This is a genomic window from Methylomonas sp. 2F7 (assembly GCF_057126975.1).
In genome coordinates this window covers 4,728,454-4,743,473 of sequence record NZ_CP195203.1, presented here as the reverse complement: position 1 = coordinate 4,743,473, position 15,020 = coordinate 4,728,454, and the positions used below count along the sequence as shown (strand labels likewise).

The window sequence follows — 15,020 nt, the reverse complement described above, 5'->3', positions numbered from 1 at the left end:
CAGGCTGCAAGGAGATTTGATGAATAAGCACTATCATACCGTAGTGATTGGCGGAGGCTGTCTCGGCGCGGCATGCGCTTTTTCGGTGCAACGCCGGCTGGGCAATAAAAGCGGTAAAGTCGCGATTATCGAAAAAAAAGTCCTGGGTGCCGGACTTAGCTCCCGGCATAGCGCCATCGTCCGGTCCGCCAACGCCTCGCCGATGGCGGCCAGGATGGCCAAAATGGCAACCCAATATTGGAAAAATCTCAAACCCCTCTGGGGTGTCAACATCCCCTACGAGCAATCGGGCGCTATCTGGATTGCGGAAAATGCCGCCGACAGCCGCGCTGAAAGTTGGACTGCGCTGGAGCACATGCTGCAACAGGAAGGCATAGACTTTGCGATGCTTGCCCATCGCGACGTGTTGGAACTGAGCCGCAAAGCCCTAAAAACCGTGCCGGACGAAATTTACTACTACGAACCGGACGTATTGCAGCTGGATTCGCCGCAGATCTTAAACGCCATGCAAACAGCGGCCAAAAAGACTCGCGTCGACGTGCTGGAGCATTGCGATGTGATCGATTTTGAACATGCCGGGCAAGGTATCACTGCCCTGCATACCAGTCAGGGCAAAATTTTTGCCGAACATGTGATCAATGCCGCCGGTGCGTGGAGCGCGGATTTATTTGCCGGTATTGGATTGAATATCCCAGTGGCATTGGAACCCGTGTATGCAGCCAACTTTCTAGTAAGCGTCCATGACATTCCGGAGGGCATGCCCATCATTGCCGATTACGTGAATCAAGCCTATTTTCGGCGCTGGCGCGGCAGCATTTTACATATGCATCAACCTCGCAGCCGTAACGCCAAGGACATTGCCCGCTCATTTAGCCGAACCGCGATGAATCCGGAGGGCGCCAACGTCATTTACGACGCGCTGAGTTTCAATGTTACCCAGCAACAGCTGGATAATTATCTTGGCAAGGTAATTAATCGTTTCCCGAAAATCGGAAAACCGGTCTATGCCGGCGGCTATCATTCGTTTTTCGATATTACGCCCGATTTGAAATTTATCCTCGGTGCAGATACCCAGTTTACTAATTTGTACCACTGCTTGGGTGCTGGTCAGGCTTTGAAATATGCGCCAATTTTCGGAGAGATAGTTGCTGACTTAATTACTGAAGGCAGTGTGATTTCAAATGCCATTGATATTGAAGAATTTTCCATCGGCAGGTTTTCAAACAATGATCTATCCCGGTATTGTCAGGCCAATGCACTGACGCAAAACGGTTTGTAAGCCCTGGTTATTATTAATCGAGTACTTAATTGACTTGGGTATTATTTTGCTTATTATTTTTATTAAATTTTTTAATAGACTGAAGGTGGATTTGTAAATATTCGACAAACATATTTTTCATGGAATAGTGAGTCTGCGTAAGCTGGTAACCAAATACTCTAGCTATCGAGTATTTTATTAGCGAGCCAAAAATATAGTTTTTAGCTAATAAATTATATTTAACATCAATATTAAAAAATGCAGGGAATTACTCATGAAAATATCAAATACTATTCACCGTTTTATCCGCATCTTGATTGCCATTGGCTCAATTGCTTTGTTTTTTAATCCATTGACCGTTCAAGCATCCGATCACGAGTCGGAATGCTTTAACTCGGTGCAAGGCAAAATCCCTTGGAATGACGATAAAAATATGAATTGGGAGCCAAAAAACGTCAAGCAACTATGTGCGGGAACGACCAAGCCAGCCGAGCCGGGCGCTTGCTTTCTAAGTGTGCTCGACGGCCGGGTGAACTGGGGTAAAGGGATAACTTGGGATTGGCAAAACATAATCAACCTCTGTGCCGGCACCAATAACGCCAAAAACACAGTAGATTGCTTTCAAAATGCCACAGGAAAAGGTTTGGATTGGCGAGACGCGATATTATTTTGTCAACGTGCCGATAAGTAGCAACTAATCCTGACCTACTTATTATTGATATTCCGTTAACACTGAGCTTGGCGATCACTTCGACAGGCTCAGTATTGATGGGACGTCTGCTAAAGTCAGCAATCACTGGAACCGCATGGGGTTCTAAATCAGACCAATGCCACAACACGACTATCCAACGTTTGAATTCACAGGACTGCGCGGCTTTTTGCGCAAGTCCGGCGAAATAATGGGTTGGGCTTTTCACCAGAACTTCCACCACGGAGAGCGGTAACGTTTATAGCGAACGAGCGGAACTGACTCAGGTTCAAGCAGCGAGGCATCGATATAGCCCTCAAGCTGATAGCCGAACTGATCCTTCAAAGTTGCCTCCCCAAGATCTAGGGGGTGAAACGGGAGTGGATAAGCAGCCGCTTCGTCGTCATCAACAGCTGGATGATTCCCTGACCAGAACGGTTCTTCAAAAGGCAGGCGCTGCCCAATGTCTTCCATGATGCCGCTGTCTGGAGCGAGGCTCAGGGAGCGCACTAGCTTTCCATTTGCCCATGTCGCATACGCAAACCAATCAACGACGCTGTGCATAGCGTGAAGCGTGGCTATTCCGTTCTCACCTGCATCGATGAACCGCTGAGGTAATTTCGATGGGTAGTCGATACCAAACTCTTTGGCCGCGACGACCGATACCCCCGGAAAGCAGCCTATATGCACCTCATCATCCGGCGGACAGGTATAGGACAGATCACCATCGCCGATTTGTTCCAGTTTTTCGCCGGGGAATAGAGTACTGGCAAGTTTCTGGGTTGCCTCCCAGTCCAAAGTAGGCTTGGCAGCGAGTGCCTCACGCGCATTGGCGTTTGCCAGTACGAGCATCCAAGTTTTCGCGCCCATAGATCAGTTCCTGTAGGTTAAAGAGGCCCAAGTTAGAGGTAACCGACCACGCCGGTTAAATGCCATGTTATGCGAACTTTTCGGCGAGCTGCGGATAGAGCTCATAGACGTTGTCTTCATCCCATGCTTGACCAGATGGCTCATCGGGATGGGGACTTTCCCGACTGATGGCTGAACCCACGGCGGCCTTGACACCATCTGTTACGGCATACTGATATCCCTCGTAGAACCAGGCATCTTCGTCAAAGTCTTCTGTTGCCAATGAATCCGGATCGGCGAGTGCGCGCGCAAACGCAGTGCGACCGCGAGAAATAAGCGAAGCTCGAAAATCAGAAAAGGTGTCGTCGCCGCAACCACCGTTAATCACATATGACGCGCCCCATAATGGCCAGGAATAGGCACGATCCATCATTGCACGGAAATGAGCCGAAAACGCTCTCGCATCATCTTTGGGTAGATTGGAGAGCGCTGTGCGAATCAACTCGCACTTCTCGTCCATATCGCCGTTAGATTGCTCGTGCGCCGAGTCGATGATCGTCCAGAATTTCATTTCATCCATAAGCACCTCCTTGAGTGCGCATAATGTGAAGTTTTGGTGCCTGCGCGGATTTTTGCGCAGGTCGCCTCGAATGCAATGTTAGGCCAACTACTGTAACTACTCATGGCTTATAACCTAAAGATGGCGGGCCTTCTGGATATTGAGGCAGGTTATCCGTGATTTTTAGCCACGGTTGCTTTGAAGCTACCCAAAAGTGCATGTCAGGTTTGAACAGTGACGGCTCGTCGAGGCTACCGGCTGTTAAGCCGATGACTCCGGCAGAAACACGCCGCGAGAAAATGCTTGAACCGCAATACGAACAAAAGCCGCGCTCAAGAGTTTCTGAAGAGTGAAAGGTGCTGATTGGGCCAGAGAGCGCAACATGTTCGATGCGCATGAGTACGCGAGCATTGAAAGCAGCGCCGATAACTTTTTGACAAGCCCTACAGTGGCATACCCTCTGGTTCAAAGGATCAGCGGTCGTTTCATAGCGCACGGCACCACATAGACAGCCACCACGGAATAAAGTCATTCAGCAAGCCCCTTTCTGCAACAGTTTAACGTTTGAATTGATTGGACAGCGCGCCTTTATTGCGCAGTTCGGTGGAGTGCATGGTTGGGCGTTCACCTTCCAATTTCACAGCAATGGGTTTTACAAATTCGCTCACGGCACTGACAAACTCCTCTGCCCGATCTTGCATGATGAAGTGTCCGCTATGTTTGATAATGATATGCCGTGAATTGCTGGACAAGCGGGCTAGGTCGTCCTGCTCAGTCTGTTGAATTCTGGCGAGCGCTTTTTCAGTTTCGATATTTTTACCCGATTTCTCTGCTTCGCGCTCGACCAAGCTCTGGTCTACCAAGTTTCCGGCAGTCAGTACCAATAAGGGCAGATTTCCCAAATCGGTTGGAGGAGGTGTGGTTGGACTTAGCCCTAGGCGCATGACGGCAATTTCATTGACAACCGCACGCGCGGTATCACTGCGGTTTTGTACAGCTGTTTTCGCTGCCAGCACTTCCGCCGGTAGCGGGGAAGGTATGCGGTCGGCGTCAGCAAGCCCTATCAGCCTTACTAGGCCGACGCGCGACAACGGCTCGGCAATTGCAATCTGCATAGCTTGTTTCCAATAGTCCCATACGGCATACGGATACTGGTGCATAGGGCTTTGCTCATGAGTCGAATCGACAAGGACGATACCCCGCGTCTCCGCAGGAAACTGACGATAGAAGGCACGGACATATATGCCTCCTCGGGAATGTCCGACTAATACATAAGGCGGAGAAATACCCGCATTGTTCAGCAGCGTATGTAGATTCTTGGCGACATCTTCGACATGGATAGGAGCATTTATTAGATCGCTCCAGCCAAGCCCTGGACGGTCATAGGAACAAACTCGCATGCTCTGAGCAAGCTTGGATTGAACTGGATGCCAACTCAAAGAGTTTTCGCCAAGACCCGCTTCGAGAGTCAGCGTTGGAAAACCGGAGCCCATGCAGAATAGGTGAAGGTTTACGCCGTTTACTGAAATCATGCGCCCGGGAGGTGGGAATGCGGCCAGGTCTGCTGTAGTCCTTTGGAATTGATAAACGGCTCCTGCCAGCATGGCAAAGCATACGATGGCAAACCCGAAGATTAAGAAGCGAAAACGCTGCAAGAAAGCGAAATCCATGACGCCCAACTTAGAGGTAACCAGGCACGGCACGGAAAACTGAAAAACAAAACCGCATATAACCGCGCTCCGGTTGAGCGCCACGTTGGGTATTTTTTCTGCATCATGATGTTTTCCTTTGAAAGCCATAGACTAGGCCTAGGCATGTATAAAATAACCAAAATGCGCCAGGAAGCGGAACTATAGTTATTGAAGGCTCAGGCAATCCTACAATATCCGATAACCAGTAACGAACAGAATTTCCGCCACGAAAACTAAAGCTCAAGTAAGACTCTCCGTTGTCCACAGCTGTTTGCAAAAGTATTGAGGTGTCAATGGATAGAAATCCTCCATAAACATCAGTAAAGACGTGAAAAAGTGTCCCCATATTCCATTCGTCAGTACTGACGACCCCATCGCCAGCAAAGGAATATATCTTAAATATACCTGGTTCTGGATCGAGACTTTCTATAGGGATACTGAGTGACGAACTCGGTAATATTCCAGTTAATCCACTAATATCAAAATGAACTAACGTACGATCTTCTGTACCAAGTTTTACAGCGTCAAAACCCAGAAGTAAAACGTTCGCACCACCGTCAAAGCTTCGTAGTCCCGTCATATCAGTTGGCGTAATCGTCGCTGCTTCTATTTTCATCGTTGCCGAGAAAAAAAGAATGGTAGCTATTGCAATAATGTTTTTGGGGTTCATGACTAATCTCCTATGTCTAGTCCTGATAAGACCTAACGTGGCGCTAACCGGCCTGCGCGGCTTTTCGCGCGGGTCCGGTTGAGCGCAGTGTTAGACGCTTGGCGACAACACGAACCATACCTGCAAGCCCAGGCTCAATGCGGACCGTAAACCCTTTGGCTTGAAGTTTCGAGGATACCCACTCCGGCGAAAGCCTGAGTTTTCGATAGGAGCTGACGCTTAGTTGCCAGATAGAACCACTGCGCTCGTGAAGCACATCGTGAACGGTAACGTAGTCGGGAGAGTACTCAAGAAAGCAAGTCAGGATGCGATCATTGTCACTTTTTACGGGGATAAAGCGTCCATCCCCAACTAGGGCTGAGGTGTAGTCTCGAAAGGTGGTAATGAACATGCCGTCTGGGTGTAACGACTCTGCGACAAGAGAAAACAATTGCTCGACGGACTGCGTATCTGACAGATGAGTCAACGTGTCGCCCATGCATAGGATGAGGTGCGCCTTCGCGTTCAAGTACTTTTGAAAGGCCAGCAAATCGTCCTCCACCGTTTGAATGGGCAGCGACTCGATGTGGTCTTGTAGTACTTCAAGAAGCTTTGGGGAGCTGTCTATAGCGACCACCGAATAGCCGCAACGAGCCAACGGAATGGAGTGCATACCGAAGCCCGCTCCTAGATCAATAGCAGTAAAAGGGGCGCGTTCCTCGAATTAGACCAAGTGCGTGCCAAAATTCGTTTGAGGCTCTAAAGCATTCGCACAGAAAAGGCCTTACGCGGACTGGATTAAACGATTTATTTTGTATTTTGGCAAGCAACATCCGCGCGACCTGGGTGCTAGAGAAATTGAGCAGTTTTTGACGCATGTCTACTGTCTCCCAAGTTCCAGTTTGGTAATCCAGTGCTTGGGTATAGCCCACGAAATCAGAGAATCAACATTATCGTCCTTAGCCTGAGATAATAACCTTCTTGTTATTCACTTAGCTGTTGTCGTGTCCCCCAAACTCAACCCCCAACAACTCGCCGCCGTTAAAATTATCGATAGACCGCTACTGGTGCTGGCCGGCGCTGGCAGCGGCAAGACGCGGGTGATTACCGAGAAGATTGCGTATCTGGTGCAGCAAGGCACTGCCGCGCGGCATATTGCGGCGGTGACTTTTACCAACAAGGCGGCGCGGGAAATGAAGAGCCGGGTTGGCCGTTTGTTGGATGACAAGCAGGGGCGTGGGCTAAGAGTCTCGACTTTCCATTCCCTGGGTTTGGATATTTTGCGCGCCGAGCACAAGGCTCTGGGTTATAAGGCCGCGATTACCTTGTTCGACGAGCAGGACCGGTTGACTTTGCTGCGTAATCTAATCAGTCACGGTGTCGGCGGTTGCGATATTGATAACGTCGAGCAGTACAACTGGCAAATCGGCCAGTGGAAAAATGCCTTCATCACCCCGCTACAAGCCTTGAGTCAATCCGACGCCAACAGCCTGCCGACGGCGCTGCTTTACGAAGCATTTACCCGTAGTTTAAAGGCTTATAACGCCACCGATTTCGACGATCTGATTTTGTTGCCAGTGCTGCTGTTCCAACAACATCCGGATGTGCTGGAGAAGTGGCAAAACAAAATTCGCTATTTACTGGTGGACGAATACCAGGACACCAATATCACTCAGTATCAACTGGTCAAGCTATTGGCTGGTAATCTCGGCCGCTTTACGGTGGTCGGCGACGATGACCAATCGATCTACGCCTGGCGCGGTGCGCAACCGGAGAACCTTGGACAACTGCAAAAAGATTACAGCCGCTTGCAGGTAATCAAGCTGGAACAAAACTACCGTTCCGCCGGGCGGATTTTGAAGGTGGCCAACCAATTGATCGCCAACAACCCGCACGCCTTCGAGAAAAAACTCTGGAGCGAACTGGGTTATGGCGACCCGTTGCGAGTGCTTAGTCACAAGAACGACGTGGCCGAGGCTAAGCAAGTTACTGCCGAAATTGTGCATCATCGCTTCAAGACCGGCGGCAGCTATGGCGATTACGCGATTCTGTATCGCGGCAATCACCAGTCGCGTTTGTTCGAGAAGGAATTGCGCGAGAACAATGTGCCCTATTTCATCAGCGGCAGCGCCTCGTTTTTTTCCTATGCGGAAATCAAGGACGTACTGGCGTATTTGCGCTTGCTGGTTAATCGCGACGACGATGCGGCCTTCTTGCGGGTGATCAACACGCCGCGCAGGGAGATTGGGCCGACCACGCTGGAAAAGCTCGGCGCCTACGCCAACGAGCGGCATATCAGTTTGTTTGCGGCCTGCAACGAGTTGGGCCTACAACAGCGGCTGCCGGAAAAATCGGTACAACGTTTGAGCAAATTTTGCGATTGGTTGAAAGAGACGGCGATTAAGGTTGAGCGCGAGGATACCTTTGTAGTGATCAACAAGATGATCGACGAGATCAACTACTCGGCCTGGTTGCAAGAAAACAGCAAAACCCCGGCATCGGCGGAACGCAAACTGAAAAATGTTTACGAGTTGATCGAATGGCTGCAACGTCTCGCCACTAAAGACCAAGGCGCTCAGCAGTCGCTGGCGGATGTGATTGCCAAGGTGATGTTGCTGGATATTTTGGATCGCAATCAGGAAGACGAAGCCGGCGATCAGGTGAGCTTGATGACCTTGCATGCTGCCAAGGGCTTGGAGTTTCCGCATGTGTTTTTGATTGGCATGGAAGAAAACCTGCTGCCGCATCAGAACAGCATCGAAACCGAGAATATCGAAGAAGAGCGGCGTTTGGCCTATGTGGGCATCACTCGCGCCCAACAGACTTTAACCTTTAGTTATTGTACGCATCGCAAGCGTTACGGCGACATGGCCGAGTGCGAACCCAGCCGGTTTTTAAACGAACTGCCGGAAGAGGATCTGGAATGGGCCAACAAAAAGCAGTTGCCGCCGGAAGAGATTAAGCAGCGCGGCAAGGCTAGTCTTGCCGCACTGAAGACGATGTTGAATTGAGCCTATTGCAGGACTACGAAAAACCCCTCGCCGCCGCGTTGCAGATTGACCAGCAATGGCGCATTGGGATTGACCACCTGCTTGATTTCATCCAAATTTCTGACCCGGTAACGGTTGGCGGTGACGATGATGTCGCCGGGCCGCAAACCGGTTTTCCAGGCTTTGGAATTCTGTTCGACTTTTTCGATCATTACGCCTTCCACCTGATCCTTGGGGGTTACGCCGAGCACGGCTCCGCTTAGAGTCGGATGCAGTTTATTGCCGTCCAGCTCCGGCCGTTTCGGCTTGCCGATAGTGGCTTGTAGCGACTTGCGTTCTTCGCCGCGCATGATCTCCAGGTTGGCGGTGTCGCCGATCTGCAGCAAACCCACCGCATTACGAATTTGGGCGCTGCCACCTTTGACGTCCTGACCGTTGATTGCCAGGATAATATCGCCCGGCTCTAACCCTGCTTTTTCCGCAGGCGATCCCGCCTCTACCCGGCTTACGACCGCACCGTGTTGGCTTTTCAGGGCAAAGGCTTTTACCAGTTCCGGCGTCAAATCTTGCGTGGTTACACCCAACAAACCGCGGCGCACTTCGCCGTGCTGCACCAGCGACTCCATCAGCCGAGTCGCCATATTCGAGGGAATCGCGAAACCGATGCCGACGTTGCCGCCGGTGGGCGCCAGGATTGCCGTGTTCATGCCGACAAATTCGCCGCGTAAATTCACCAAGGCGCCGCCGGAGTTGCCGGGGTTGATCGAGGCATCGGTCTGAATAAAGTCTTCGTAGCCTTCAATCCCCAGCCCGGAACGACCCAGGGCGCTGACGATACCGGAGGTAACGGTTTGGCCGAGGCCGAACGGGTTACCTATGGCGACCACGAAGTCGCCGACTTTAAGCTGGCTGGAGTCGGCGATTTTCAAGGCGCTCAGGTTATCGGCGGGGATTTGAATCACCGCGACGTCGGCTTCCGGATCGGTACCCAATAGTTTGGCGTTAAGCTGCCGGCCGTCGCTGAGGGTGACGGTGATTTTATCGGCTTTATCGATCACATGATTATTGGTCAACACATAACCTTGATCCTTATCGATGATCACGCCCGAGCCCAGGCTGTTTTTTTGCTGTTGCCGCTGGTTTTTGGGGATATTGAAAAAACGCCGAAGCGCCGGATCGATCATCAATGGATTTTCCTGTACCCGCACATTGGTCGAGGTGGAAATGTTAACGACGGCGGGCATGCTTTGCTCCAGCATCGGTGCCAGGGAGGGTAATGGCGCGCCGTCGACTTGTCCGGGTAATTCTGCGCCGGCTCGCCAGCTGCTCAGGCCAAACAAGATAATCAGGAATAGTTTGTTCATGTTCGTCATGGTTTTTGCATTCCAGGCAGTTAAGTTGCCAGCATGGACACGCTGGGTGGCTAAATGTTTCACTGAGAGTTTACTTAATAATCGACTATCATAGATTAAGTTTTCTTGTTGGTTTCCCTTCACTTTTTATTCGCGACGAGTACGTGGCTGTCGACATCCATTCCGCTGAGGGCCGTGTCATTCGGCAATTAATTCCGCTATCCACCTTGCCCTTCAGTAAGTTTGAGGCGCTGTGCGCACAAATCAAGATAGAGGATGCGGAAGAGGGTCAATTTTTGTTCAAATGCGGGGATGAACGTAACGATCTGGTTTACTTGATCGACGGTAGCGTGACCTTGCAGACCGATCTGTTAAAGATAGAAACGATCAAGTCGGATAGTCCTTCGGCGCGCTTCGCGCTGGCGCATCAAATCCCCAGAAAAGTGCATGCGGTTGCGAGTACCCGAATTCGTTTTTTGCGATTGAATGCTGATATGATGAAATCGGTTCAAGATGTCCCGTATGAAGAAGCAGAGAGTTTTATGGTAGTTGAAGAGGTGGAGGACAATGACGACTGGATGACGACCTTGTTGAAGTCGCCGGTATTTCGGGCGTTGCCTCCGGCTAATTTGCAAAAAATTTTGATGGGTATGCAGGAAGTGCGCGTGGATGCCGGCACCGTGATTGTCAACCAAGGTGAGCCGGGCGATTTTTACTACATCATCAAAAGAGGGCAATGCTTGGTGAGCAGGAAGCCGGCACCGAATGCCAAAGAGATCAAGTTGGCGCAACTCAGCGATCAGGATACTTTTGGCGAGGACGCGCTGATTTCAGGTGAGCCTCGTAATGTTTCAGTCAGTGCTTTGACCGATGTGTGTTTGTTGCGTTTGGGTAAGGAACAGTTTCTAACCTTAATCAAGCAGCCAACGCTTAAATATATCAGCTATAAAGATGCCCAGGATTTAGTCGCCAAGGGCGCCGATTTGATCGATGTGCGCGAGCCCGACGAATATAAGCCCAAGCATTTGCCGTACAGCATCAATCTGCCGTTTTTTTCCTTGCGCATGCAGTTAAAAACCTTGAATCGTCAGCATCCCATCGTCGTGGTTTGTCAGAACGGCAAGATTAGCGAAACGGCGGCTTTCATCCTGATGCGGCATAAATTCAATGCGCTGATTTTAAGCGGCGGTATCGACAGCATTAACCCGGATGAGCTGAAAGCGCCTTCGTCATTTCCGATCGACGACGGTATTGAGACTAGTAATTTTAGAGGAGCCGGTGGCGAAGGCGAGACGAATCACTCGTTCACCGAGCAATCCTCAATACAAGACGACATGGAGCGTTTACGGCGCTTTCTGCAACAGCTTAAAACCAAATACAATATTTTGGAAGCAGAGAAAAAGGCTTTGGAGATGAAATATTTGGCACTTGCCAAATTTACGGAATCGCTAAAAGCCGAGCTGGAAGCGATGAAGAAGGCCGGTGGCGGTGGCTAGTCGGAAAAAACCTTGCTACTAGCCCGCCAACGCCTGAAAGCGGATCAATAAAACGCTGTTTATTTGATTTTAGCTTCTTTGTACATCACATGCTTGCGAACCACGGGATCAAATTTTTTGATCTCCATTTTTTCAGGCATGGTTTTTTTGTTTTTGGTGGTGGTGTAGAAATGGCCGGTGCCTTCGCTAGATACCAATTTGATTTTGTCACGCATGTTCAGTCTCCTTAAAATTGTTCGCCGCGTTTACGCATATCGGCCAGAACAGCATCGATGCCGTTTTTGTCGATGATACGCATACCTTTGGAAGATACTCTCAAACGAACCCAACGGTTTTCGCTTTCAACCCAGAATCTGTGGTGGTGCAGATTAGGCGTAAAACGTCTTTTGGTTCTGTTCATGGCGTGTGAAACGTTGTGCCCTGTTACTGGGCGTTTACCTGTTACTTGGCATACTCTGGACATGACTACCTCAATGCGAGCTTTTAATTCAAAATAGCCGCGCTTTATAACAAAAAAACTTTTGTTGGTAAACAACAGCCTGCAAAATAAATTTGATAAAATCGGTTTTATTTCCCCTTGCTTCGGAATTTACAGGACTTTAATGACTATTAAACTCGGCGTGGTCATGGACCCCATCGGCCAAATCAATATTAAAAAGGACACCAGTTTCGCGATGCTGCTGGAAGCCCAGGCGCGCGGATGGGAACTGCATTACATGGAACTTTCCGACCTGTATATGCGCAACGGCGATGCGTACGCTCGCACCCGCCTGCTGGAAGTCGAGCGCGACGAAAAACAATGGCATCGGTTTCTCGGCGAAAAGCAAATCGCCTTGTCCGAATTGGACGCGATTATCATGCGTAAGGATCCGCCCTTCAACCAGGAATATATTTACGCCACGTATATGCTGGAACAGGCCGAGCGGCACGGCGTTTATGTCGTCAACAAACCGCAATCGCTGCGCGACGCCAACGAAAAAATGTTCACCGCCTGGTTTCCGCAATGCTGCACCGACACCTTGGTAGCCCGAGACCCGCAAAAAATCCGCGACTTCTTAAAAGAGCACCAGGAAATCATCCTGAAGCCCTTGGACGGCATGGGTGGCGCTTCGATCTTTTACGTCAAAGAACACGACCCCAATCTCAGCGTGATTCTGGAAACCATGACCCAGCACGGCAACAGTTACATCATGGCGCAAAAATATTTACCCGCTGTAAAAGATGGCGACAAGCGGATCCTGGTGGTCAATGGCGAACCGGTGCCGTATTGTCTGGCGCGGATTCCCGCCAGCGGCGAAAGCCGTGGCAATCTGGCTGCCGGCGGTCGTGGCGAAGGCCGGCCTTTGAGTGATCGTGATCGCTGGATTGCCGAACAAGTGGGGCCGACCTTACGCGAAAAAGGCCTGATATTTGTCGGCTTGGATGTCATCGGCGATTATCTGACCGAAGTCAACGTCACCAGCCCGACCTGTGTGCAAGAGCTGGATAAGCAATTCGGCATCAATATCAGCGCTCAATTAATGGACCACATCGCCGCCAAATGCCAGGCCTGATATGTACACGCCGGAATTGACTCCCACGCCGCTCTCGCAAGGCGATTCGCTACTGACGGCTTTGTTTGTGGCGGCGGTGCTGCATGTGATCGTGTTATTGGGGGTTAATTTCACCGCACCGCAACCGCCCAAGATTAACCGTTCCATTGAAATCACCGTGGCTCATGCGCCGGTGAAAAAGGCGCCCAAGGATGCGAAACATCTGGCGGCAGAACATCAAATAGGTGCTGGCGAGGAAACTCATAAACCGGAGCCGCCGCAGCAAAAAATAGCCACGCAGGAACAAACGATCAGCCCGCCGGTAAAGAAAATCATGCCGCATCCGGCGGTTCCGCAAGTCAAGCCGGTCGCCGAAAAACTGCTTACTCAAGCAAAAGCCCCGGTTAAGGTGGTGACGGAGCCCGAGCAACCGGTAGAATTACCGGAAGCTGTTGAAGTTCAGGAATCCGCCCCCAAATTATCGCCTGAAGCGCTTCAGCAACAAATCGCTCAACTCGGCGAGCGCATCAGAAATACCCAGCAAAGCGCGCAAGATACTAAGATTAAATTCGTCAACTCGATTAGCACGCATAAGTATCTGGCGGCGCAATATGTCAAGGATTGGGAGGACAAGGTTGAGCGCACCGGCAATCTGAATTATCCTGAGGCCGCGCGCAAAAAAGGCGTTTCGCAATCCTTGACCATGGACGTGGGGATCAATGCCGACGGCAGCATTTACAGCATGCGAATCGTCCGGTCTTCGGGCAATTCAGCACTGGATGACGCCGCGAAACGGATTGTGAAAATGAGTGCGCCCTTTGCCGCTTTACCCGATGATTTGTTGAGAGAAGTGAACGTTTTGGTGATTACCAGGGTCTGGAAATTCTCAGACGAAACCGGCATGACTGCCCGCTAGCCCATACAGCACTCCAATGACAGACGTTACTTATTTAAATAACCAGTTTTTGATTGCGATGCCCGGCTTGGCCGACCCGCATTTTTTCCACACGGTGACTTATCTGTGCCAGCACAACGAAGAAGGTGCGCTCGGCATCGTCATCAACCGGCCGACCGGCATGAAACTACGCGATATTTTCGAGCAAATGGGGATTAAGACCGAGCTGGAAAATGTGTTGGAAACCCCGGTATTCGCCGGCGGCCCGGTACAACAGGAACGCGGCTTCGTGATTCACGATGCCTGCGACCAGCGCTGGGATTCCAGCATCAGCACGGCCGAGAATATTACCCTCACCAGTTCCCGCGACATTCTCGAGGCTATCGCCGAAGGCAAAGGTCCCAACCATTATTTGATCGCGTTAGGTTACGCCGGCTGGGGTAGCGGCCAACTAGAGAAAGAAATGGTCGAAAACGCCTGGCTGAACACGCCGTGCGGTGAAGAGATACTCTACGAAACGCCGATCAGCCAGCGCTGGAATGCGGCGGCGGGACAGTTGGGTATCGATATTAATCGTCTGACCACGCCGGCAGGTCATGGTTAAGGTCGATCCGCTGGCGGCAAAATTCAGCAGTGACGCGTATTTAGGGTTTGATTTCGGCAACAAAAAAATTGGGATCGCAGTGGGGCATGCCGATACCGGCATTGCCAGTCCGCTGCAAACCATCCAGTCGCTGAACCAGGTTCCGGACTGGCATAAAATCGGTCTGTTGATCGCCGAATGGCGGCCCATAGGCCTGGTGGTCGGCATTTCCCGGCAACAAGACGGCTCGGATAATATTATTACTCCGCGCATGCAAAAGTTCTGCCGCCAGCTGAATGGTCGTTACAATCTGCCGGTGCATCAAATCGATGAAACGCTAACCACGTTCGCAGCCAAACAAATGCTGTTCGACGACCTAAAGGTTAGCGCTGCTAAACTGTGGTCCGTGCAAGATCAACTGGCCGCTCAGATAATTCTGCAAAGCTGGTTTGATCAGTAAAAAGACGAAAACGGTTTT

18 protein-coding genes are annotated in these 15,020 nt (G+C 50.7%); 9 read left to right on the top strand and 9 right to left on the bottom strand.

Features of this window, described 5'->3' with window-relative positions; genetic code table 11:
* Nucleotides 1-19: 19 nt before the first annotated feature.
* Together ACR64Q_RS21375 and ACR64Q_RS21370 are read left to right on the top strand one after the other, a co-directional pair.
* Nucleotides 20-1,279: an NAD(P)/FAD-dependent oxidoreductase gene (locus tag ACR64Q_RS21375; RefSeq protein WP_313733076.1), complete on the top strand. Its 1,260-nt coding sequence runs from the start codon at nucleotides 20-22 to the stop codon at nucleotides 1,277-1,279.
* A 253-nt stretch (nucleotides 1,280-1,532) separates the two neighbouring features.
* Complete coding sequence (locus tag ACR64Q_RS21370; RefSeq protein ID WP_313733075.1) at nucleotides 1,533-1,949, top strand: hypothetical protein; 417 nt, start codon at nucleotides 1,533-1,535, stop codon at nucleotides 1,947-1,949.
* Nucleotides 1,950-2,171: 222 nt separating this feature from the next.
* Here the strand turns inward: ACR64Q_RS21370 and ACR64Q_RS21365 are convergent, their stop codons facing one another.
* From ACR64Q_RS21365 to ACR64Q_RS21340, 6 genes are all read right to left on the bottom strand, one after another.
* Nucleotides 2,172-2,816: a DUF6928 family protein gene (locus tag ACR64Q_RS21365; protein ID WP_026602814.1), complete on the bottom strand. Its 645-nt coding sequence runs from the start codon at nucleotides 2,814-2,816 to the stop codon at nucleotides 2,172-2,174.
* Nucleotides 2,817-2,883: 67 nt separating this feature from the next.
* Nucleotides 2,884-3,375 (bottom strand): DUF4240 domain-containing protein, encoded by a 492-nt coding sequence (locus tag ACR64Q_RS21360; RefSeq protein ID WP_026602813.1) that lies wholly within the window; start codon nucleotides 3,373-3,375, stop codon nucleotides 2,884-2,886.
* A gap of 100 nt (nucleotides 3,376-3,475) precedes the next feature.
* Nucleotides 3,476-3,886, bottom strand: a complete 411-nt coding sequence (locus tag ACR64Q_RS21355) for a GFA family protein (protein WP_081733818.1) — start codon at nucleotides 3,884-3,886, stop codon at nucleotides 3,476-3,478.
* A gap of 25 nt (nucleotides 3,887-3,911) precedes the next feature.
* Complete coding sequence (locus ACR64Q_RS21350; RefSeq protein WP_026602812.1) at nucleotides 3,912-5,153, bottom strand: alpha/beta fold hydrolase; 1,242 nt, start codon at nucleotides 5,151-5,153, stop codon at nucleotides 3,912-3,914.
* A complete protein-coding gene (locus ACR64Q_RS21345) occupies nucleotides 5,128-5,715 on the bottom strand; it encodes a hypothetical protein (protein ID WP_026602811.1) in 588 nt (195 codons plus the stop codon). Before ACR64Q_RS21345 ends, ACR64Q_RS21350 begins: the two co-directional genes overlap by 26 nt.
* Before the next feature lie 43 nt (nucleotides 5,716-5,758).
* Nucleotides 5,759-6,391: a class I SAM-dependent methyltransferase gene (locus tag ACR64Q_RS21340; RefSeq protein WP_269319501.1), complete on the bottom strand. Its 633-nt coding sequence runs from the start codon at nucleotides 6,389-6,391 to the stop codon at nucleotides 5,759-5,761.
* Between the two features lie 115 nt (nucleotides 6,392-6,506).
* On the opposite strand from ACR64Q_RS21340, the gene ACR64Q_RS21335 reads away from it, so the two are divergent.
* Together ACR64Q_RS21335 and rep are read left to right on the top strand one after the other, a co-directional pair.
* The gene (locus ACR64Q_RS21335) at nucleotides 6,507-6,662 is read left to right on the top strand and encodes a hypothetical protein (protein ID WP_313733074.1); all 156 of its coding nucleotides are present in this window, start codon (nucleotides 6,507-6,509) and stop codon (nucleotides 6,660-6,662) included.
* A 36-nt stretch (nucleotides 6,663-6,698) separates the two neighbouring features.
* Nucleotides 6,699-8,705, top strand: a complete 2,007-nt coding sequence (gene rep / locus ACR64Q_RS21330; RefSeq protein ID WP_313733073.1) for a DNA helicase Rep — start codon at nucleotides 6,699-6,701, stop codon at nucleotides 8,703-8,705.
* A 2-nt stretch (nucleotides 8,706-8,707) separates the two neighbouring features.
* On the opposite strand, the gene ACR64Q_RS21325 is transcribed toward rep, so the two are convergent.
* Nucleotides 8,708-10,048, bottom strand: coding sequence for a DegQ family serine endoprotease (locus ACR64Q_RS21325; RefSeq protein WP_020483970.1), 1,341 nt, complete (start codon nucleotides 10,046-10,048; stop codon nucleotides 8,708-8,710).
* A gap of 152 nt (nucleotides 10,049-10,200) precedes the next feature.
* Between ACR64Q_RS21325 and ACR64Q_RS21320 the strand changes: the two genes are divergently transcribed.
* A complete protein-coding gene (locus ACR64Q_RS21320) occupies nucleotides 10,201-11,532 on the top strand; it encodes a cyclic nucleotide-binding domain-containing protein (protein ID WP_026602808.1) in 1,332 nt (443 codons plus the stop codon).
* 59 nt (nucleotides 11,533-11,591) lie between these two features.
* Here ACR64Q_RS21320 and rpmG read toward each other — a convergent pair whose 3' ends face one another.
* Together rpmG and rpmB are read right to left on the bottom strand one after the other, a co-directional pair.
* On the bottom strand, nucleotides 11,592-11,747 hold the full coding sequence (gene rpmG / locus ACR64Q_RS21315; RefSeq protein WP_013816853.1) for a 50S ribosomal protein L33: 156 nt from the start codon (nucleotides 11,745-11,747) through the stop codon (nucleotides 11,592-11,594).
* A gap of 11 nt (nucleotides 11,748-11,758) precedes the next feature.
* Entirely contained in the window at nucleotides 11,759-11,995 is a 237-nt protein-coding gene (rpmB, locus tag ACR64Q_RS21310) for a 50S ribosomal protein L28 (protein WP_026147067.1), read from the bottom strand.
* 139 nt (nucleotides 11,996-12,134) lie between these two features.
* Between rpmB and gshB the strand changes: the two genes are divergently transcribed.
* The 4 genes from gshB to ruvX are packed head-to-tail and all read left to right on the top strand — an operon-like array spanning nucleotide 12,135 to nucleotide 15,002.
* Nucleotides 12,135-13,085 (top strand): glutathione synthase, encoded by a 951-nt coding sequence (gene gshB / locus ACR64Q_RS21305; protein ID WP_313733072.1) that lies wholly within the window; start codon nucleotides 12,135-12,137, stop codon nucleotides 13,083-13,085.
* 1 nt (nucleotide 13,086) lies between these two features.
* A complete protein-coding gene (locus ACR64Q_RS21300; protein ID WP_313733071.1) occupies nucleotides 13,087-13,980 on the top strand; it encodes an energy transducer TonB in 894 nt (297 codons plus the stop codon).
* Nucleotides 13,981-13,996: 16 nt separating this feature from the next.
* Nucleotides 13,997-14,563 (top strand): YqgE/AlgH family protein, encoded by a 567-nt coding sequence (locus ACR64Q_RS21295; RefSeq protein ID WP_026602805.1) that lies wholly within the window; start codon nucleotides 13,997-13,999, stop codon nucleotides 14,561-14,563.
* Entirely contained in the window at nucleotides 14,556-15,002 is a 447-nt protein-coding gene (gene ruvX / locus ACR64Q_RS21290; protein WP_205452235.1) for a Holliday junction resolvase RuvX, read from the top strand. The genes ACR64Q_RS21295 and ruvX overlap by 8 nt, the downstream gene beginning before the upstream one ends.
* The last annotated feature ends 18 nt before the right edge of the window (nucleotides 15,003-15,020 follow it).